Here is a 19,738-nt window from a genome sequence, read left to right on the forward strand (position 1 = left end):
CGTACGTACGGCTCCCCGGACATGTTCGAACGAAAGACGCTTCTCTCGGTCCGGCGGTTGCCCGGAGCGGGCGTGACCGATCTCAAGTGGGGCTCGAGCAGTCGCCCGCAGGGCACCGGTCAGGCACTTTTGCGGGCAGAGCCGACCAATCAAGATCACTTGTTCCCGGGTGGCGGGCGCGTTGTCGGTGACAGGTGCGAGGATGCCTGAAGTACTGGCCGACGTGCTCGTGTGGGGTGGGGGGTAGTCCGCGCCCGCGCAGACCCGCGCAGAAGGGACCGCTGACGCCGATGCAGATCCGGCTGACCGTCGTAGACCCGCTCGGCCCGCCCGCGTCCGAGGCGCGCGGCCGCGCCGCGAGCCGCGACGTGCTGGTCACGGCGCCCGCGGGCACGGCGCTGGCCGCGGTCGCGTCGGCGCTCGCTACGGCGGTCTCCGGCGAGACGAGCGCGTCCGGCGGCGCGGTGGTGCTCTACGCGGGCGTGGAGCGCCTGGACGTCCAGCGCTGCACCCTGGGCGAGCCCCCGCTGGTCGACGGCGCGGTGCTGTCCCTGGGCGCCCCCGCCGACCCCGAGCCGCACCCGGAGGTGGCCGACGCCCCGGCCCGCCTCGACGTGGTCGCCGGCCCGGACGCGGGCGGGGTCCACCTGCTGCACGGCGGTCAGGTCCGCGTGGGCCGCTCCGCCGACGCCGACGTCCCCCTGGACGACCCGGACGTCTCCCGCCTGCACTGCGCGGTGACCCTCGCCGCCGACGGCCGCGTCACCGTGGCCGACCTCGGCTCCACCAACGGCACCACCCTGGACGGCACCCGCGTGCCCGCCCGCCCGGTGCGCTTCGCCCCCGGCGCCCTGCTGCGCATCGGCGAGTCCACCCTGCGCCTTGCCCCGCCCGGCGGCCCCGGCACCCCGGTGCCGACCACCCCGGACGGCGAGGGGCACGTGCGCGTGGCGTGCCCCGGGGCCACGACGGGCGACGCCGGGGGCGACGGCACGCGCAAGGGCGCCGTCGGCCAGGGCGCCCCGGGCGGCGCGCCGGGTTCCAGTCGGCGGGTGAGCGGCCGGGGCGGTCTCACCGCGCGCGTGCCGGAGGGCCACCCGGCCGACGACGACACCGGCGCCCCCGCGGGCGCCACCGACCCCGCCCCGACGGGCCACGGCACCCCCCGCTCCCCCGCCGGCCCGACCGGACACGGCTACGGCACGGGCGGCTGGGCCGGGCCGGGCCCGACCAGGAGCGAGGCCCCGACCGGGAGCGAGGGGCCGTACGCGCCGGGCACGGCCTCCCGCGGCGAGCGCGGCGGCCCCGCCCCGCACCCCGGCCCGACCGTCCCCGGCCAGGGCGGCGCCCCGTCCGTCGAGCGGCACGGCGGTGCCGCCGAGCCGCGCCCGGGCAGTGGCGCCGGGGCGCCCGACGCGACCCACGCCGGCAGCTCGGGGCTCGGCCCGTTCGAGGGCCTGGCCACCGACATCCGGAACGGGCACGCGTCGGCCGACGCCGGGACGCCGTACGACGGACCCGGGCGCAAGCCCACGCCCCTGCGCGGCACCGACGCACCGCCGCCCGCGCGCCGGCGCGGCGGGCTCTCCGCGTGGGCGCGGCGCCTCACCGGCGGCGGCCGCGGCGACGCGCCCGGCACACCGGACGAGGGGCCGTACGACGTGCCCGCGGCGGCGACCGCGCCCGAGCCGTCGGCCGTCGTGCCCGGGGCACCCGAGACCTGGCCCGACCCGGCCACGCTGCTGCTGACGGCGCTCGGCCCCGGCCCCCGGCTCTGGGAGCGCGGGCCCGGGCACCCGGAGGCGCTCACCGTGCGGCTCGGGACGGCCGACCGGGCCGCGCCCGACGGCTCGGGCGTGCTGCCCGCCGTCCCGGTGACGACGGACCTGCGCGAGGTGGGCGCCCTCGGCCTGGCCGGTCCGCGCGAGCGGCTGTCGGGGCTGGCCCGCGCGGTGCTGGCGCAGCTCGCCGCGCTGCACTCCCCCGACACCCTGGAAATCGTCCTGGTCAGCACCGACCGCGCCCGCTCCGCGGAGGAGCGCGCGGCGGAGTGGGCGTGGCTGGGCTGGCTGCCCCACCTGCGTCCCGCGCACGGCCAGGACTGCCGCCTGCTGCTCGCCCACGACCGCGAGCAGGCCACCGCGCGCCTCGACGAGCTGCTGCGCAGGCTGGACGCCCCCGACGAGCCCGATGCCCACCGGTCCGGCCGGCCCGCGCCGTCCGGGCCCGGCCAGTCCCTGCCCGCCCAGCGGCAGCCCCGGCCGGCCGAGGACGCCGAGCACGCCGAGTACGCCGGGGGTGCGGAGCCGGCCGACACCGCCTCCCCGGCGACCCACCAGATCGCCCACCCCGGCGCCCACGCGTCCACCACCCCGGCCCGCCGTCCCTCCTGGGCGCTCGCCGACGGACCCGCCGGCCGCCCCGGGGGCGCCTCCGCCGCCCCGCACGGTCACCCCGGCCCCCGCACCGTCCTCGTCGTCGACGGCGACCCCGGCGGCGCCGACCTGCGGGAGGCCGTGGCGCGGCTGTCGCTCGACGGTCCCGCCGCCGGGATCCACGTGCTGTGCCTCGCCGAGACCGCGTCGGCCTCCCCCGCCTCCCCGGTGACCGAGACGTACGAGGCGGCCTGCGCGGCCGTGCCCGCCTTCCGGCACTGCGGGGCCGTGGTGCTGCTCAGCGGGGACGTGGCGACGGCGCTGCGGCTGCTGCGCGTGGTGCGGGCCGGCGGCCCCGGCAGTGAGCCGCCCGGCCCGGTGGGCCACGGCACGGTCGGCGCGGTGGACGCGGTGTCCCCGGCGTGGGCCGAGCGGTTCGCGCGGGCGCTGGCCCCGCTGCGCCCGGACGGCGCCGGCGAGCGGCACCCGCGCGTGGCGGCGCCGCTGCCCGCGTCGGCCCGGCTGCTGGACGAGCTGGGGCTGGCCCGCGCCACCCCGGCGTCCCTGATGGCCCGCTGGGCGGACGCGGCCGACGACCCGGAGGCCCTCGGCGGCCGGGCCGTCGCCGTGGTGGGAGCGGGCCCGCGCGGCCCGGTCGGCGTGGACCTCGCCGGTGACGGCCCGCACCTGCTGGTCGAGGGGCCGCCCGGCAGCGGCCGGACCGAGCTGCTGCGCGCCGTCGTCGCCTCGCTCGCCGCCGCCGAACGGCCCGACCGGCTCGGCATCGTGCTGATCGACGGCCGGGACAGCGTCGGCAAGGGCGGCGCGGGGCACGGCGACGGGCTGCGGGTCTGTACGGACGTCCCGCACGTGACGACCCACCTGACGGCCAACGACCCGGTGCGGATGCGGGAGTTCGCGCAGTCGCTGAGCGCCGAACTGAAGCGGCGGGCGGAACTGGTGGGCCGGGTGGACTTCGCGGAGTGGCACCGGCACCGCGCGGTCGCGGACCGCATCGGCCCGCAGCGCGGCCCGGGTGGCGGCGCCGCCGACCTGGACGGGCCGCCCAGCTCCACGCTGCGCCTGCGCCCCGGTGCCGCGGCCCGCCCGCGCACGGAGCCCGCGCCCGCGCTGCCCCGGCTCGTGGTGGTCGTGGACGACCTGGACGCCCTGGTGTCCCCGGCGCTGGGCTCACCCGGACGGCCCGCGGCCGGCTCGGTCATGCGCGCGCTGGAGGCGGTGGCCCGGGACGGCGAGCGGCTCGGCGTGCACCTGGTGGCGGCGGCCGGCCCCGGTGGCCGTACGGCGGAGTCGGAGCCGTCCCGGCGGGCGACGCTGCGGATCGCGCTGGACGCGCCGGGCTCCGGCACGGACGAACCGGCGCCCGGGCGGGGCCGGCTGACCGGCGCGGACGGCCGCGTGACGCCGTTCCAGGGGGGCCGGGTGACGGGCCGTATCCCGCGTACGGCGACGGTGCGGCCGACGGTCGTGCCGCTGGACTGGCGGCGGATGGGCGACCCGCCGACCCGCCGTCCGGTGCGCGAGCTGGGCAACGGCCCGACCGACCTGGCCCTGCTGGCCAGCGCGTTGGAGCGAGCGGCCCGCGAGGTCGCCGCGGCGGAGGTGCCGTCGCTGCTGTAGCGCGGGGCGCGCACCGGTGCGCGTGGCCTACGGTGCCGGTGCGCGTGGCCTCCGGGGTGCAGGCGCGTGCGGCGGGGCGCGCCGCACGGTCGGCCGAGCCCACACTCCGTCACGGCGCCCCGGCCCACACTCCGTCACGGCGCCCCGAGCCCCCCGCAGCCCCGGGCCCCGCACCCCGCGCGATCACGACGCGGTCACGATCGCCCGCTTGACACGGTTCGCGCTCTTGCCGACCCCAGGTACCCGGCGTAGACCAGAGGCCACGGGACAGCGCTCGATCGTTCGACGAGGACGAAGAACGGGGCAGTGATGCGCAGCACCAGCAACACCATCCGGACACGCAGAACCGTGAGGGCCGCGGCCACGCTCCTGGCGGGAGCCCTGGCGCTCACGCTCTCCGCGTGCGGCGGCGACGACGACAACGACAGCGACAGCGACAGCAGCTCCTCCCCCAGCGCGGGTGCGCAGGGGAGCGGCAGCACCCTGAACCTCCCCAAGCTCGACGGCACCAGTCTGTCGGTCGCCGCCGTGTGGACCGGCACCGAACAGGCCAACTTCAAGAAGGTCCTCGCGGAGTTCGAGAAGCGCACCGGCGCGAAGGTCACCTTCGTCCCGGCGCAGGACCCGATCATCAACTTCCTCGGCTCCAAGGTGGCCGGCGGACAGCCGCCGGACGTGGCGATGCTGCCTCAGCCCGGCGCCATCAAGCAGGCCGTGGACCGGGGCTGGGCCAAGCCGCTGGGCGCCGAGGCGCAGGCGGAGCTGGCGAAGAACTACTCGCAGGGCTGGCAGGACATCGGCAAGGTCGGCGGCAAGCAGTACGGCGTGTACTACAAGGCCGCCAACAAGTCGCTGGTCTGGTACAACGCGAAGGTCTTCGAGAACGCGGGCGCGAGCGAGCCGAAGACGTGGAAGGACCTGCTGTCCACCGCCCAGACGGTGTTCGACTCGGGCGTGACGCCGTTCTCCGTCGGCGGGGCCGACGGCTGGACCCTGACCGACTGGTTCGAGAACGTGTACCTCTCCCAGGCGGGCCCGGAGAAGTACGACCAGCTCGCCCAGCACAAGATCAAGTGGACGGACCCCTCCGTGAAGGAGGCGCTGACCACCCTCGCGCAGGTCTGGGGCAAGAAGGACTGGATCGCCGGCGGTCCGGCCGGCGCGCTGCAGGTGGAGTTCCCGGCGTCGGTGACGCAGACGTTCACCGGCGGTGACCAGCCCAAGGCGGCCATGGTCTACGAGGGCGACTTCGTCCAGGTGAACATCGCGGACACCAAGGAGAAGGTCGGCACCGGGGCGAAGGTGTTCCCCTTCCCGGCGGTCGGCGGCACCGCGCCGGTGGTGTCCGGCGGTGACGCGGCGGTCATCCTGAAGGACTCCAAGGGCGCGCAGGCGCTGGCCACGTTCCTCGCCTCCCCGGACGCGGCGACGATCCAGGCGAAGCTCGGCGGGTACCTGTCGCCGAACAAGAACGTGGACAACTCGGCGTACCCGAACGACGTCCAGCGCAGGATCGCCAAGGCGCTGATCGAGTCGGGCGACGACTTCCGCTTCGACATGTCCGACCAGGCGCCGCAGGCGTTCGGCGGCACCCCCGGCAAGGGCGAGTGGAAGGACCTCCAGGACTTCCTGAAGAACCCGTCGGACGTCGCCGGGACCCAGGCGAAGCTGGAGGCCGACGCGGCCAAGGCGTACGGGAGCTGATCCGGCCATGGCGTCGGCAACGGCGGGGGCCCGCAAGGCCCCCGCCCCTCGTTCGCGCAAGAGCGTGACCGGCACCCGCAGGAGCGTGGCGGCGCTGTTCCTGCTGCCCGCCCTGGTGCTGCTGGGCGCGCTCGTGGTGTACCCGATCGGGTATTCGGTCGTGCGCAGCTTCTACGACCAGTCCGGAGACGGCTTCGCCGGCATCGACAACTACAAGGAGCTGTTCAGCGACGACGGCATCCGCACCGCCCTGAAGAACAACATCATCTGGGTGGTGTTCGCGCCGACGGTCACCACCGCGCTGGGCCTGATCTTCGCGGTGCTGACCGAACGGGTGCGCTGGGGAACGGCGTTCAAGCTGGTCGTCTTCATGCCGATGGCGATCTCCATGCTCGCCGCCGGCATCATCTTCCGGCTGGTGTACGACCAGGACCCCGACAAGGGCGTCGCCAACGCGGTGTGGGTGGGCGTGCACGACACGTTCGCCCAGTCGTCGGCGTTCCCGAAGGCGCACCCGGGCCGTGAGTCGCCGCTGGTGGCGCGCGGCGGCGGCTTCGTGACCCGGCAGACCGTGCACACCGGCGAGACGGTCACCCTGCCGCTGGTCGGTGTCGCCCCGGACCGGATGCCCGACGGCGCCGGGAAGGCGGTGGCGCCCACGGCCGACCCGGGGAAGATCACCGGCACGACCTGGCAGGACTTCACCCGCGGAAAGGGCGTGGGCACGCTCGGCGCGCCCGACCCGACGGAACTGGGCTACGCGGGGATGAGGATCGAGGCGGTCAAGGACGGCAAGGTCGTCGCCTCGGCCACGGCGGCCGGCGACGGCACCTTCACCCTGCCGGCCAAGGCCGACGGGGCGCAGCTTCGGCTGCCCGCGAGCAACTTCAAGGAGCCGTACAACGGCCTGGACTGGCTGGGCCCGTCCCTGGTCACACCGGCCATCATCGGCTCGTACATCTGGATGTGGGCGGGCTTCGCGATGGTGCTCATCGCGGCGGGCCTCGCGGGGGTGCCCCGGGAACTGCTGGAGGCGGCCCGCGTCGACGGGGCCACCGAGTGGCAGGTGTTCCGCCGGGTCACCGTGCCGCTGCTGGCGCCGGTGCTCGCGGTCGTCGCCGTGACCCTGATGATCAACGTCCTGAAGATCTTCGACCTGGTCTTCATCATCGCGCCGGGTTCCTCGCAGGACGACGCCAACGTGCTCGCCCTGGAGCTGTACCGCAAGGGCTTCTCCGAGGACCAGCCGGGCGTCGCGAGCGCCATCGCGGTGTTCCTGCTGCTGCTGGTGATCCCGGTGATGTGGTTCAACATCCGCAGGCTGCGGCGGGAGGTGCGGCGATGACCACGCACGCCGGAAGTGCCGGCAGCGTCCGCAAGACGGCGCCGCCCGTGGAGGGCGTGAAGGCGCGGGAGTCGCTCGCCGCCCGGATCGTCGAGAAGCTGGGCGGCGGTCTGGTGCGCGCCTTCCTGCTCGTCGTCGGGCTGTTCTGGCTGGTGCCGACGATCGGCCTGCTGATCTCCTCGCTGCGCCCGCCGGACGAGATGAGCGCGAGCGGCTGGTGGAAGGTGTTCAGCGAGCCGTCGCAGCTGACCTTCGACAGCTACCAGAAGCTGCTGGAGAACAGCGACATCACCAACTCCATCCTCAACACCGTGCTCATCACGGTCCCGGCGACGCTCCTGGTCGTGATCGTGGGCTCGCTCGCGGGCTACGCGTTCGCGTGGATGGAGTTCCCCGGGCGCGACTGGTGGTTCCTGGCGGTGGTCGGGCTGCTCGTGGTGCCGGTGCAGGTGGCGCTCATCCCGATCGCCGAACTGTTCGGCAAGATCGGGCTGTTCGGCTCCATCCTGGGCGTGGTGCTGTTCCACACCGGCTTCGGCCTGCCGTTCGCGGTGTTCCTGCTGCGCAACTTCTTCGCGGAGATCCCGCGGGAGCTGCTGGAGGCGGCCCGGCTGGACGGCGCGGGTGAACTGCGGCTGTTCTTCCGGGTGGTGATGCCGCTGGCCGGTCCGGCGGTCGCGTCGCTGGCGATCTTCCAGTTCCTGTGGGTGTGGAACGACATGCTGGTCGCCCTGGTGTTCACCGACGCCGACAGCCAGCCCATCACGGTCGCCCTGCAGACGCAGGTACGGCAGTTCGGCAACAACATCGACGTGCTGGCGCCGGGCGCGTTCATCTCCATGGTGATCCCGCTGGCCGTGTTCTTCGCGTTCCAGCGGCAGTTCGTCTCGGGCGTGATGGCCGGCGCGGTCAAGTGACCGGTACGGCCCGGCGGTCGGGCGGGTGACCGGCGCGGCCGGTCGAGGGGGGCGGGTCGGTACGACACCGGCGCGCCCCCCGTCGTTCACCCCCGCTTCCCCCGTATGCCACGGGAAGCGTAACCACGTCACTCCATTGGCCGTTGGCGGGCCGAACGCCCGCGCCGACCCATGGATGTCCCCTTGCCCAGGTTCAGTGTCATCGTCCCCGCGTACCAGGTTCAGGCGTACCTGCACGAGTGCCTCGAATCGGTGCTGTCCCAGTCGTACCCCGACCTCGAACTGATCGCCGTCGACGACTGCTCGCCGGACGCCTGCGGCGAGATCATCGACGAGTTCGCCGCCCGCGACCCCCGGGTCAGGCCGCTGCACCTGCCCGAGAACGCCGGTCTGGGCCGCGCCCGCAATGCCGGGATCGCCGAGGCGACCGGCGACTACCTGCTGTTCCTCGACAGCGACGACACGCTCACCCCGGACACCCTGCTGGCGATCGCCGACCGGCTGAAGGAGACCGGCGAACCGGACGTCCTGGTCTACGACTTCGCGCAGACGTACTGGACGGGCGAGACGGTCCGCAACCGCTTCGCGGCGCAGCTCGCCGAGGACGGCCCGGCACCCTTCCGGCTCCAGGACCGCCCTGGCCTGCTGCGGGTGCTGATGGTCGCCTGGAACAAGGCCTACCGGCGGGACTTCGTCCTGCGCGAGCACCTGGCCTTCCCGCCCGGCTACTACGAGGACACCCCGTGGACGTACCCGGTGCTGATGGCGGCCGGGTCGATCGCCACGCTGGACCGGGTCTGCGTGCACTACCGCCAGCGCCGGGGCAGCATCCTGTCCACCACCAGCCGGCGGCACTTCGACGTCTTCGACCAGTACGACCGGGTCTTCGCGTTCCTGGACCAGCGGCCCGAACTGGCCCACTGGCGGCCGGTGCTGTACCGCCGCATGGTCGACCACCTGTCCACCGTGTTCATCCGGCCGGGCCGGCTCCCGCGCGACGCGCGCGCCGCGTTCCTGCGCCGGGCCCGCGCCCATTGCCGCCGCCACCGGGTCCCCGGCGCCCGCGGGCCACTGCGCTCACGGTTGCGGCACGCCCTGGTCGAGTGCGGCCTGCACCGCACGTACCGGGCGGTGCGGCGGGCGACGGCGCTGGCCGGGTGGACGCGCCGGCTCGCCGCGCGGTCGGCGCGGGCCGCGCGCGCGGCGGCCCTGCAGGCCCACTACCGCGTGCAGCTGCGGCTGCCGCTGCGCGCCGACCGGGCCGTGTTCGCCGCCTACTGGAACCGCGGCTACGGCTGCAACCCGGCCGCCCTGGAGGCCGCGGTCCGCGCGCACGCCCCGCACGTGCGCACCGCGTGGATCGCCCGGCCCGAGCACCAGCACACCGTCCCGGCGGGCACCGAGCGGCTCACCCCGGGCACGGCCGCGTACTGGACGGCGCTGGCCCGCTCCCGGTACCTGGTCAACAACGTCAACTTCGACCGGCGGCTGGTCAAGCGGCCCGGGCAGGTGTTCGTGCAGACCCAGCACGGCACGCCGCTCAAGCACATGGGCCTGGACCTCCGAGAGCGCCCCGCCGCGGCCCGCGACACGGACTTCGCCGAGCTGCTGCGGGGCGTCGACAAGTGGGACTACGTGCTGTCCGCCAACCGGCACACCACCCTCACCTGGGAGCGGGTCTACCCCGGTGGCTACGAGACGCTGGAGTACGGCTACCCCCGCAACGACGTCTTCCAGCGGGCCACCGACCAGGACGTGGCCCGGGCGCGCGCCGCGCTCGGCCTCACCCCCGACACGGTGGCGGTCCTGTACGCGCCGACCCACCGCGACTACCGCCGCACCCAGCGCCCCGCCCTCGACCTGGACCGGGTGCTGCGCCGGCTGGGCCCCCGCTTCGTGGTCCTGGCCCGCGCCCACTACTGGCAGGACGGCCCCCTCGGCACGGACCCGCGGGTCCTCGACGTCAGCGGCCACCCGAATCTCGAGGAGCTGTGCCTGGCCTCGGACGCCCTGCTGACCGACTACTCCTCGATCATGTTCGACTACGCCGGCCTGGACCGGCCGATCGTGCTGCACACCGGTGACTGGGAGGCGTACGAGGCGGCCCGCGGCACCTACTTCGACGTGCGGACCTGCCCGCCCGGCGCGGTCGCGCACGGCGAGGACGAGCTGATCGACGTCTTCGCCACGGGCCGCTGGTGCGACGCGCGCAGCGACCGGCTGCGGGCGGCGTTCCGCGCGCGCTTCTGCCCGTACGACGACGGGCGCGCCGCCGAGCGCGTGGTGCGGCGCGTGGTGCTGGGCGAGCCGGAGAGCGCCCTGCCGCCGGTCGTGCCGCTCGCCGAGCGGCACCCCGCGCCGCCGACGGCCCACCCGGAGCGCTCGCCGCTCGCCACCGTGCCCCAACCCGCCGGCCGGCTGCCCGTCACCGACCGCCGCTGAACGCCGTTTGCCTCCTGGGAGTTCCGATGTCCCCCGGCACGTCGCGGCCGACCCCCACCCGGCCGTCCACCTGGCGGCCGGCGGGCCGTCCCGGCCGCCGCACGGCGTGAGCCGCGGCACCGGCCGGCCCGACCGATTCGAGCAGAGAAAGATCGCGATGCCCCGCTTCAGCATCATCGTCCCGTCCCATGGGGTCGCGGGCCGGCTGTCCCTGGCGCTGGACTCCGTCCTCGCCCAGTCGTTCGGCGACCTGGAGCTGATCCCGGTCTGCGACGGCCCCGGCGCCCCGGCCGCGTCCCTCGCCGCCGCGCGCGCCGCCCGGGACCCCCGGGTGCGCCCGGTGCACTCGCCACCGTCCGCCGGGCTGAGCGGGGCCCGCAACACCGGGCTGCGGGCCGCGACCGGCGCCTACGTGCTGTTCCTCGACGGCGACGACACGCTCGCCCCGGGCGCGCTGGCCGCGCTGGCCGCCCGGCTGGCGGAGACCGGCGACGTGGACGTGCTGTACGCCGAGCACGAGCGCGTCCCCTGGTGGGAGGGCGAGCCGGTCAACCCGGCGGCCCCGCTGCTGGCCCGCGCCCCCCGGTCGGCGTTCGCGCCCGCCGAGGCGCCCGCGGTGACCGGCGTGCAGCTCCCGGCGTGGGGCACGGCCTACCGGCGGGCGTTCCTCACCGAGCACCACCTCGCCTTCCCCGAGGGGCACTTCACTGACACCGGGTTCGGCGGCCTGGTCACCCTGCACGCCGAGCGGATCGCGGTGCTGCGCCACGTCGTCGTCCGGCACCTGGTGCGCCGGCAGGGCAGCCGGCTGAACGCGCCCGGCGGGCACCACACCGAACTCCTTGACCGCACCGAACTGGTGCTGGCGCGGGCGGCGGAGCGGGGCCTCGCCCCGGAGCGGGCGGCCGCGCTGTTCGGGCAGCTGTTCACGGCGGTGCTGAAGACCGCCGCCCACCCCAGCCGGCTGCCGTCCGGGCTGCGCCGGTCCTACTTCCGCCGCGCGAGTCGGCTCTACCGCCGCCACCGGCCCGCCGGGTACCGGCCGCCGGGCGGCAAGCAGGGCGTGCAGCAGCGGCTCCTCGCGACGGGCGCGTACGGCGCGTTCCTGGCGCTGCGGGGCGCCCAGCACCGGGCGGCGGCGCTCGCCGAACGCACACCCCGCCCGCGTGGGCTGCGCACCCGCCTGTACTACCGGCTCCAGCTGCGCCGCCCGCTCGACCCGGAGCTGGCCGTGTACTGCGCCTACTGGGGCCGCGGTTACGCGTGCAGCCCGGCCGCGATCCACGCCCGGGCCGCCGAACTCGCCCCGCACGTGCGGTCGGTGTTCCTCGTCGAGGCCGACCAGGCGCACACGGTGCCGGCGGGCGTCGACCACGCCGTGCTCGGCAGCCGCCGCGCCTGGCGGCTGCTGGCCCGGGCGAAGTACCTCGTCAACAACGCCAACTTCGCGGAGGGCGTGGTCAAGCGGCCCGGCAGCGTCCACGTGCAGACCCAGCACGGCACCCCGCTGAAGAAGATGGGCGTCGACCAGTCGACGTACCCCGTGGTGGCCGCGGCGACCGGCAGCTTCACCAAACTGCTCGGCCGGGTGGACCGCTGGGACTACAACCTGTCGTCCAACTCCCACTCCACGCAGATGTGGGAGCGCGCCTTCCCCGGCTCCTACGAGCAGCTGGAGTACGGCTATCCGCGCAACGACGTCTTCTACACGGCGACCGCCGACGACGTCGCCCGCGCCCGCCGCGCGCTGGGCGTGCCGGAGGGCAAGGTCGCCGTGCTGTACGCGCCGACCCACCGCGACCACCACACCGGCTTCGAGACGGGCCTGGACCTGGAGGCGTTCTGCGCGGCGGCCGGCGAGGACGTGGTGGTGCTGCTGCGCGCCCACTACTTCTACGACGGCGGCGGCGCCCGCGGCTCCGGGCGGATCATCGACGTCACCGGCCACCGGTCCGCCGAGGAGGTGTGCCTGGCCGCCGACGCGCTGGTCACCGACTACTCGTCGATCATGTTCGACTACGCCAACCTGGACCGCCCGATCGTCGTGTACGCCGACGACTGGGACGTCTACACCGAGACCCGGGGCGTCTACTTCGACCTCATGGCGGCCCCGCCCGGCCCCGTCGCCCGCACGCCCGAGGAGCTGGCGCGCGTCTTCGCCGACGGCTCGTACGCGGGCCCGGCCTCGGCCGAGCTGCGGGCCGCCTTCCGCGCCCGTTTCTGCCAGTTCGACGACGGCCGGGCCGCCGAGCGCGTGGTGCGCCGGGTGCTGCTCGGCGAGCCCCCGGAGGCGATCGCGCCCGTGCGCCCGCTCACCGAGCGCGTCCCGGCCCCCGCCGCCGCCCCCCTCGTAAGGAGCTGACCCCCGCAGTGCCCCGCTTCAGCATCATCGTCCCCTGTTTCAAGGTGCAGGGCTTCCTGCGCGAATGCCTCGACTCGGTCCTGGAGCAGTCCTTCCGGGACATCGAGGTGATCGCCGTGGACGACCGCTCACCCGACGCCTGCGGCGCGATCCTCGACGAGTACGCGGCCCGCGACCCGCGCGTGACGGCCCTGCACCTGCCGGAGAACGCGGGCCTCGGCCGGGCCCGCAACGCCGGGATGCCGCACGCCACCGGCGACTACCTGTTCTTCCTGGACAGCGACGACACCCTCACCCCGGGCGCGCTCGCCGCGCTGGCCGACCGCCTCGACGAGGCCGGCGACCCGGACGTGCTGGTCTTCGACTACGCCCGCACCTACTGGTGGGGCGGCACCCGCCGCAACGCCCTCGCCGAGCTGCTGTCCGCGACCGACGCGACGTTCACCGCCGCCGAGCGGCCCGAGATCCTCGACCTGCTGATGGTCGTGTGGAACAAGGTGTACCGGCGTTCCTTCGTCGAGGAACACGGCTTCGCGTTCCCGCCGGGCTACTACGAGGACACCCCGTGGACGTTCCCGGTGATGCTCAGCGCCGGGCGGATCGCGACGCTCGACCGGATCTGCCTGAACTACCGGCAGCGCCGGCAGGGCAACATCCTGTCCACCACCAGCCGCAAGCACTTCGACATCCACGACCAGTACGAGCGGGTCTTCGCCTTCGTCGGCTCCCGCCCGGAGCTGGCGTCCTGGCGGCCGTACCTGCACCGCAAGATGGGCGAGCACTGCCTGGACATCCTGTCCAAGCCGGACCGGCTGCCGCCCGCCGACAAGGGCGAGTTCTTCCGCCGCACCGCCGAGCTGATGCGCCGCCACCGGCCGCCCGGGGAGCCGTTCCCCGCCGACCTCGGCGTGCTGCGCGGCCCGTACGCGGTCTACCGGGTGCGCCGGCAGGCCGGGCGGGCCGGGCGGGAGCTGGCCCGGCGCGGGGCGCAGGCGCGCGTCGCGGCCGGGGCCCGGGTGTACCGGGGGCTGACGGCCGTGCAGGCGCGGCGCCCGCTGGACCCGCACCTGGTGCTGTACTCGGCGTTCTCCCACCGCGGCGTGCTGGGCGACCCGGCCGCGATCTACCACAAGGCCCGGGAGATCGCCCCGCAGCTGCGCGGGGTGTGGGTGGTGCGCGACGCGGAGACGGCCGCGCGGCTCCCCGCCGGTGTGGAGCACGTCCTGCTGGACTCCCCCGCGTACCGGCGGCTGAGCGCACGGGCCACGTACTTCGTCAACAACGTCAACTGGCCCGGCTCCCTGGCCAAGCGCGCGGGCAGCGTGCACGTGCACACCCACCAGGGCACCCCGCTGAAGTACATGGGGGCCGACCTGCTGGACAAGCCCGGCGCGCGGCTCGGCGTGGACGTGCCGCAGATGCTGCGCCGCGCCGACCGCTGGGACTACAGCCTGGTCGCCAACGAGCACTCGGAGCTGGTGTGGGAGCGGGCCTACCCCTGCCACTTCACCTCGGTGCGCTCGGGCAGCCCCCGCAACGACGTCCTGGTCGACCCGCCGCGGGACCGGGCCCGCGCGGTGCGCGCCCGCCTCGGCGTGCCCGAGGGCCACACGGTGGTGCTGTACGCGCCGACCCGCCGCGAGTACCGGCGCGGCGGCCACGTCGAGCGGCTCGACCTGGCCCGCCTCGCCGCGGGCCTCGGCGAGGGGCACACCCTGGTGGTGCGGCTGCACCCGTCCCTGGCGACCGGCCCGGCCCGCGGCCTGGGCCTGTCCGAGCTGCACCGGCGCGGGGTCGTCGTGGACGCCACCGACGAGCCGCACGTGGAGGACCTGCTGCTCGCCGCGGACGTCCTGGTCACCGACTACTCGGCCCTGATGTTCGACTACGCCCACCTGGACCGGCCGATCGTCGTCCACGCCGACGACTGGCCGGCGTACACGGCGAGCCGGGGCGCCTACTTCGACATCACCGCCGAACCGCCCGGCCACGTCACGCGCGACCAGGACGGGCTGGTCCGGCTGTTCGCCTCCGGCTCCTGGCGCGACGAGGAGTCGGCCCGGCTGCGGGCGGCCTTCCGGTCCCGGTTCTGCGCCTACGACGACGGCCGCGCCGCCGAACGGGTCGTACGGACGCTGCTGCTCGGCGAGCGGATGCCCGAGCCGGGCGGCGCGGTCCGGGTGCCGGGCCCGGCGGTCGGCGGCGACCTGCTCGCGGCCAGGTGAACGGGCAGCCGGGCCCGCGGGCCTGGATGCTGGTGCTGGCCGCGCTGTTCGCGGTGTCCCAGCTCGCGAACGTCACCGGCCGGGACACCCCCGACACCAAGAACTACCTGGCCTACGCCCTGTCGCTGCGCGGCGACGACAAGCGGGCCGCGGCGGCCGCCACCATCGACTACGCGTGCGCGGGGCGGGCCGCGATCGCGGTGCGCCGGCAGAACGTGGACGTGGTCCGCTTCCACCGCGGCGACCCGACCCCCCGGATCATGGCCGAGTGCCGGGCGGCGGAGTGGCGCACGGTCGACGCCCGGCTGGCGGCCGGCCAGACCGGCGGGCACACCGTGCCGTTCATGCCGGAGCGCTTCATGCGGATCTTCGAGGTGCGGCCCGGCTACCCGGTGTTCCTGGTCCCGTTCGTCACCGTGTTCGGGGTGACGTGGGGGCTGTGGGCGGCCGGGGTGGCGGTGACCGTCGCGGGCGGGGTGCTGGCGTTCCTGGTGCTGCGCACGCGCGGGGCGCCCCCGTGGGCGTGTCTGGCCGGCCAGGGCCTGTACTACGTCCTGCCGTGCGGGACGACCGCGATGCGGCCGATGACCGAGGGCCTGATGCTGGCGCTGACCCTGGCGGCGCTGTGGGGCTGCGCCCTGGCGGCGTCGGGGCGGGTGCGGGCCGGGGTGTGGCTGGTGGGCGGGGCGCTGGCGGCCCTGTTCGCGGTGAAGCACTCGCAGGCCCTGTTCCTGGGGCTGTGCCTGGCGGCCGGCGCGCTGCTCGCCGTGGTCCGGCGGCGCGGGTCGCGGCCGTACCGGGCGCTCGCGGTGGCGGGCGGCTGCGGGGTGCTGGGCACCCTGCTGCTGGCGCGGCTGCTGCACTACCCGTCCGAGGCGGACAGCGTGCAGGACCTGCTCACCGCGCACTTCTCCCGCCCGGACCGGCTGCACCCGTGGCCGGAGTTCTTCCGGCTCCAGCTCAACTTCTGGATCGAGTGGGCGCGGCGGCAGCTGTGGGAGCCGCTGTTCCTCACGGCACTGGCGGGCGGGGCGTGGGGGGTGCTGCGGCGGGACCGGGCGTTCGGGGTGCTGGTGGTGGCGGCGGCCGGGACCGGGTTCCTCACCCAGGCGGGCCACCCCGACATGAACATCTGGGGCGACCGGCTGATCGTCCTGGCGTGGCTGCTGCCGGTGCTGGGCCTGCCGCTGCTGCTGCGGCCCATGGTGCGGGGCCTGGTGCCGGGCCCGGCGCGGGGCCGTGCGCCCGGACGGGCTCACTCGATGAGGTGACGGGGGGCAAGGCCGTTGACCCCGGCGGGAACATACGGCCAATGCCCCTGATGTCCCTGACCCCCGCAGTCCGATGAACGGCCCGAGCGGTGCGGCCACCGGTGTGCTCACGCGCCGGGTGGCGCGCGGTGCGACGGCGCTGCGCGGCGGCCGGGTGTGGCGGCCGACTCCGTACCAGGCCGCCGGGTTCCTGTTCTTCCTGGTGATGACGCTGGCGTACTGGCGGGTCCCGCTGTGCTGCGACGCCGGCCAGCACGCGGCGGTCGTGGAGCGGCTGAAGGCGCACCTGCTGGCCCCCCGTCACCCGATGGCCGACCTGCCGGGCGCGGGCAGCCCGTACTACTCGCCGTACGCGGTGGCCGAGGGTGCCTTCGCCCGGCTGACCGGGCTCGGCGGCTGGCAGGTGCTGCGGGTCGCCGGGCCGGTGAACCTGCTGGTGCTGCTGACGGGGATCGGCCGGTTCGTGCGGGTGCTCACCCCGCGGCCGTGGGCGCCGGTGCTGGCGCTGGCCGCGATGACCCTGCTGTGGGGCACCGAGCGGGCGTGGTGGAGCGGCTACCTGGGCCTGATGTCGATGACCGGCAATCTCGGCTACCCGTCCACCTTCGCCATCGGGCTGGCCTTCTGGGCGTGGGCGCTGACCGGCGAGCGGGCGCGGGACCCGCGCCGGGTGCGGTTCGTGGGGCCGAGCGGGCTGCGCGGCCTGGCCGGGTTCGCGGCGCTCGGCGCGCTGTACGGGCTGGTCCTGCTGGTGCACCCGATCACGGCGGTGGCGGCGGTGCTGGGCGCGCTCGCCCTGGTCGCCGGGTGGCAGCGCGGCTGGAGCGGCGCGGTGGTGGTGCGGTGGGCGCTGACGGCCGGGGTGGCGCTGGCCGTGGCCGCGGCGTGGCCGTACTTCGACGTGCTCGGGCTCGCCGGGGACGACAGCGTCGACGCGATGCACCGGCGGCTGTACGACGGGCTCGCCGGTCACTTCTGGCTGGCGCTGGCCGGGCTGCCGGCGCTGTGGGCGCGGGCGCGCCGCTCGGCGCGGGACCCGCTGGTGCTGATGTTCGCCGCGGACTGCCTGGTGGTGGCGTACGGCTACGTGAGCGGGCACTACACCTACGGCCGGATCCTCGGGCTGACGCTGGTGGCGCCGCAGTTCGCCCTGGCCGTGGAACTGGCGGCGCCCCGGCCGTGGCGGCCGGGGCGCAGGGTGCTCGGGGCCCTCGCGGCGGTGGCGGCCTGCACCGGGTTCCTGACCGTGCAGGCGGGGGCGGTCGTGCCGCGCTCGCTGGACCCGGTCGGCTTCGAGCAGCCGCCGCGCTGGCCGTCGTACGACTGGGCGGCGCGGCACATCCGGCCCGGCGAGGCGGTGATCACCGACGGGTACTACGCGGTCCACGCGATCGCCGGATACGGACCGGACCTCGCGGCGCCCGCCTGGCCGGACGCCGCCCTCGACGAACGGGAGCGGCTGCGGCGGGTGGCGGACGTGCGGGCCTACCTCTCGCCCGCCTCGACCCGCGCCGAGCGGGTCGCGGTCGCCCGCCGGTACCGGGTGCGCTGGCTGCTGCTGACGCGGTGGCGCCCGGTGCCCCCGGAGGCGGTGGTGGTTGACTGGAGCCGGCGCACCGGGGAGGTGCTGGCCCGGGTCGGCTGACCCGGTGCCGCCCCCGAGGGGGTGGGGACTACTCGATGACGAGGTCGACGTCGATGTTGCCCCGGGTGGCGTTGGAGTACGGGCAGACCTGGTGGGCCTGCTCGACCAGCTTGCGGCCGGTTGCCTCGTCCACGGTCCCGGGCAGCTCGACGCGCAGCGTCACCTTCAGGCCGAAGCCCTCGCCCTGCTTGCCGATGCCGACCTCGGCGGTGACGGCGGCGTCGGTGACGTCGACCTTGGCCTGGCGGCCGACGAGGCCGAGGGCGCTGCCGAAGCAGGCCGCGTACCCGGCGGCGAACAGCTGCTCGGGGTTGGTGCCCTGACCGTTGCCGCCCAGCTCCGGCGGCGCGGCGAGCGCGAGGTCGAGCGTGCCGTCGGAGGAGACGGCGCGGCCCTCCCGGCCGTGGGTGGCGGTGGCGACGGCGGTGTAGAGCGCGTCCATGGAAGAACCATCCCTCTCGAGTCGGCGTGGGCCGGGGTCCGGCCCGGGGGCCCGGTGGCCCCGCACGACCACAAGTAGAGCACACAATTAAATTGTGCACAACCAATTGGGGCGGCCGGAGCTACCCTTGGGGACATGACCCCGACGTCCGCCTCCGCCCCGGCCACCGACACCGCCGCTCCCGGCGGGGAGAACTGGCTGCGCCTGGACCGCCAGATCTGCTTCTCCCTGCACGCCGCCTCGCGCGCCTTCAACGGCGTCTACCGCGTGGTCCTCAAGGACCTCGGGCTGACCTACCCGCAGTACCTGGTGATGCTGGTGCTCTGGGAGGAGGGCGAACTGCCCGTCAAGAAGCTGGGCGAGCACCTGCGGCTGGACTCCGGCACGCTGTCCCCGCTGCTGAAGCGGCTGGAGGCGGCCGGTCTGGTGGTGCGCGAGCGCAGCGCCCGCGACGAGCGCTCGGTGGTGGTGCGGCCGACCCGGCAGGGCGCGGAGCTGCGCGAGCGGGCGGAGCAGGTGCCGCGGCGCATCGTCGCGGCGACGGACCTCGACGTCGAGGAGATCCGTGACCTGCGCGACCGGCTGGACGTCCTCACGCGGGCGCTGGACCAGGCGGCGGAGGAGCACTAGCCGCACCGCCCGCCAGGCGCGTGCGGCCGTGGGGGTCAGAGGGCCTTCAGGGCCCCCGCCGTGGCGCGGGCCAGGGCGCCCAGGTAGCCCTTGGGGAGCTTGGGGCTGCGGATCACCACGGAGCGCCAGTACAGCGGGCCCGAGATGATGTCCAGGGCCAGCTCGTCGTGGGCGCCGGCACTGATCTCGCCGCGCCGCGCGGCCGCCGCGAGGATCTTCACCGCGACGCCCTCCTGCCCCTCGCGGAGCGTCTTCTGCATGGCCTCGGCGATGTCGGGGTTGCGGGCCGCCTCCGCCTGGAGGTCGGGGATGATCTGCGAGGCGACGGGGTGGCGCAGCGCCCGGGACGTCACCTCGTACAGCACCCGCAGGTCGCCCTCCAGGCTGCCGGTCTCCGGCGCGGGCAGCCCCTGCACCGCGATGGCCGACACGACGTCGAGGACCAGGTGCAGCTTGGAGCGCCAGCGGCGGTATACCGCGGTCTTGCCGACGCCGGCCCGGCGGGCGATGCCCTCGATCGACATCCGGGCGTAGCCGACGGACGCGAGCTCCTCGAACACGGCCGCCCGGATGGCCTCCGTCACGTCCTCGCGCAGCACGGCCGCTCCGGCGGGGGTCCGGCGGCGCGGACGCGTCTGGGGTCCGTCGGCGTTCGTCGTCATGCGACCCAGCATAGGGCGTTGCGACGATACGGTCCCGTCCTGTCGCCAACATCACGACGATACGGTAGCGTTCTGAC

At 75.4% G+C, this 19,738-nt stretch carries 12 protein-coding genes; 10 read left to right on the forward strand and 2 right to left on the reverse strand.

Annotated elements, in window-relative coordinates:
* The first annotated feature begins 290 nt into the window (after positions 1 to 290).
* The 9 genes from E4U91_RS13780 (at position 291) to E4U91_RS13820 (ending at position 17,927) form a co-directional block, all read left to right on the forward strand.
* A complete protein-coding gene (locus E4U91_RS13780) occupies positions 291 to 4,016 on the forward strand; it encodes an FHA domain-containing protein (RefSeq protein ID WP_137307132.1) in 3,726 nt (1,241 codons plus the stop codon).
* A 309-nt stretch (positions 4,017 to 4,325) separates the two neighbouring features.
* A complete protein-coding gene (locus E4U91_RS13785) occupies positions 4,326 to 5,720 on the forward strand; it encodes an ABC transporter substrate-binding protein (protein WP_137307133.1) in 1,395 nt (464 codons plus the stop codon).
* A gap of 7 nt (positions 5,721 to 5,727) precedes the next feature.
* Positions 5,728 to 7,065: a carbohydrate ABC transporter permease gene (locus E4U91_RS13790; RefSeq protein ID WP_137307134.1), complete on the forward strand. Its 1,338-nt coding sequence runs from the start codon at positions 5,728 to 5,730 to the stop codon at positions 7,063 to 7,065.
* Positions 7,062 to 7,982: a carbohydrate ABC transporter permease gene (locus E4U91_RS13795; RefSeq protein WP_137307135.1), complete on the forward strand. Its 921-nt coding sequence runs from the start codon at positions 7,062 to 7,064 to the stop codon at positions 7,980 to 7,982. Before E4U91_RS13790 ends, E4U91_RS13795 begins: the two co-directional genes overlap by 4 nt.
* 183 nt (positions 7,983 to 8,165) lie before the next feature.
* Entirely contained in the window at positions 8,166 to 10,424 is a 2,259-nt protein-coding gene (locus tag E4U91_RS13800; RefSeq protein WP_137307136.1) for a bifunctional glycosyltransferase/CDP-glycerol:glycerophosphate glycerophosphotransferase, read from the forward strand.
* A gap of 157 nt (positions 10,425 to 10,581) precedes the next feature.
* Positions 10,582 to 12,786 (forward strand): bifunctional glycosyltransferase/CDP-glycerol:glycerophosphate glycerophosphotransferase, encoded by a 2,205-nt coding sequence (locus tag E4U91_RS13805; protein WP_137307137.1) that lies wholly within the window; start codon positions 10,582 to 10,584, stop codon positions 12,784 to 12,786.
* Between the two features lie 8 nt (positions 12,787 to 12,794).
* Positions 12,795 to 15,011 (forward strand): bifunctional glycosyltransferase/CDP-glycerol:glycerophosphate glycerophosphotransferase, encoded by a 2,217-nt coding sequence (locus E4U91_RS13810; protein ID WP_137307138.1) that lies wholly within the window; start codon positions 12,795 to 12,797, stop codon positions 15,009 to 15,011.
* A gap of 26 nt (positions 15,012 to 15,037) precedes the next feature.
* On the forward strand, positions 15,038 to 16,282 hold the full coding sequence (locus E4U91_RS13815; protein ID WP_137310809.1) for a hypothetical protein: 1,245 nt from the start codon (positions 15,038 to 15,040) through the stop codon (positions 16,280 to 16,282).
* Between the two features lie 73 nt (positions 16,283 to 16,355).
* Positions 16,356 to 17,927 carry a hypothetical protein gene (locus E4U91_RS13820; RefSeq protein ID WP_137307139.1) on the forward strand — a complete coding sequence of 524 codons (1,572 nt, stop codon included), beginning with the start codon at positions 16,356 to 16,358 and terminating at the stop codon, positions 17,925 to 17,927.
* Positions 17,928 to 17,955: 28 nt separating this feature from the next.
* Here E4U91_RS13820 and E4U91_RS13825 read toward each other — a convergent pair whose 3' ends face one another.
* The gene (locus E4U91_RS13825; protein WP_137307140.1) at positions 17,956 to 18,369 is read right to left on the reverse strand and encodes an organic hydroperoxide resistance protein; all 414 of its coding nucleotides are present in this window, start codon (positions 18,367 to 18,369) and stop codon (positions 17,956 to 17,958) included.
* A 135-nt stretch (positions 18,370 to 18,504) separates the two neighbouring features.
* On the opposite strand from E4U91_RS13825, the gene E4U91_RS13830 reads away from it, so the two are divergent.
* Complete coding sequence (locus E4U91_RS13830; RefSeq protein WP_137307141.1) at positions 18,505 to 18,999, forward strand: MarR family winged helix-turn-helix transcriptional regulator; 495 nt, start codon at positions 18,505 to 18,507, stop codon at positions 18,997 to 18,999.
* A gap of 35 nt (positions 19,000 to 19,034) precedes the next feature.
* Here E4U91_RS13830 and E4U91_RS13835 read toward each other — a convergent pair whose 3' ends face one another.
* Positions 19,035 to 19,661, reverse strand: a complete 627-nt coding sequence (locus E4U91_RS13835; protein WP_067236556.1) for a TetR/AcrR family transcriptional regulator — start codon at positions 19,659 to 19,661, stop codon at positions 19,035 to 19,037.
* Positions 19,662 to 19,738 lie beyond the last annotated feature (77 nt).

The sequence above is a fragment of the Streptomyces lasalocidi genome (assembly GCF_005280215.1).
GTDB classification, from domain to species: domain Bacteria; phylum Actinomycetota; class Actinomycetes; order Streptomycetales; family Streptomycetaceae; genus Streptomyces; species Streptomyces longwoodensis.

What these genes read in the sequence shown, in the direction of transcription:
- E4U91_RS13830 (WP_137307141.1), top strand. Translation starts at nt 18,505, where the DNA reads ATGACCCCGACGTCCGCCTCCGCCCCGGCCACCGACACCGCCGCTCCC.
- E4U91_RS13820 (WP_137307139.1), top strand. Translation starts at nt 16,356, where the DNA reads ATGAACGGCCCGAGCGGTGCGGCCACCGGTGTGCTCACGCGCCGGGTG.
- E4U91_RS13790 (WP_137307134.1), top strand. Translation starts at nt 5,728, where the DNA reads ATGGCGTCGGCAACGGCGGGGGCCCGCAAGGCCCCCGCCCCTCGTTCG.
- E4U91_RS13825 (WP_137307140.1), bottom strand. Translation starts at nt 18,369, where the DNA reads ATGGACGCGCTCTACACCGCCGTCGCCACCGCCACCCACGGCCGGGAG.
- E4U91_RS13805 (WP_137307137.1), top strand. Translation starts at nt 10,582, where the DNA reads ATGCCCCGCTTCAGCATCATCGTCCCGTCCCATGGGGTCGCGGGCCGG.
- E4U91_RS13785 (WP_137307133.1), top strand. Translation starts at nt 4,326, where the DNA reads ATGCGCAGCACCAGCAACACCATCCGGACACGCAGAACCGTGAGGGCC.
- E4U91_RS13815 (WP_137310809.1), top strand. Translation starts at nt 15,038, where the DNA reads ATGCTGGTGCTGGCCGCGCTGTTCGCGGTGTCCCAGCTCGCGAACGTC.
- E4U91_RS13795 (WP_137307135.1), top strand. Translation starts at nt 7,062, where the DNA reads ATGACCACGCACGCCGGAAGTGCCGGCAGCGTCCGCAAGACGGCGCCG.
- E4U91_RS13780 (WP_137307132.1), top strand. Translation starts at nt 291, where the DNA reads ATGCAGATCCGGCTGACCGTCGTAGACCCGCTCGGCCCGCCCGCGTCC.
- E4U91_RS13835 (WP_067236556.1), bottom strand. Translation starts at nt 19,661, where the DNA reads ATGACGACGAACGCCGACGGACCCCAGACGCGTCCGCGCCGCCGGACC.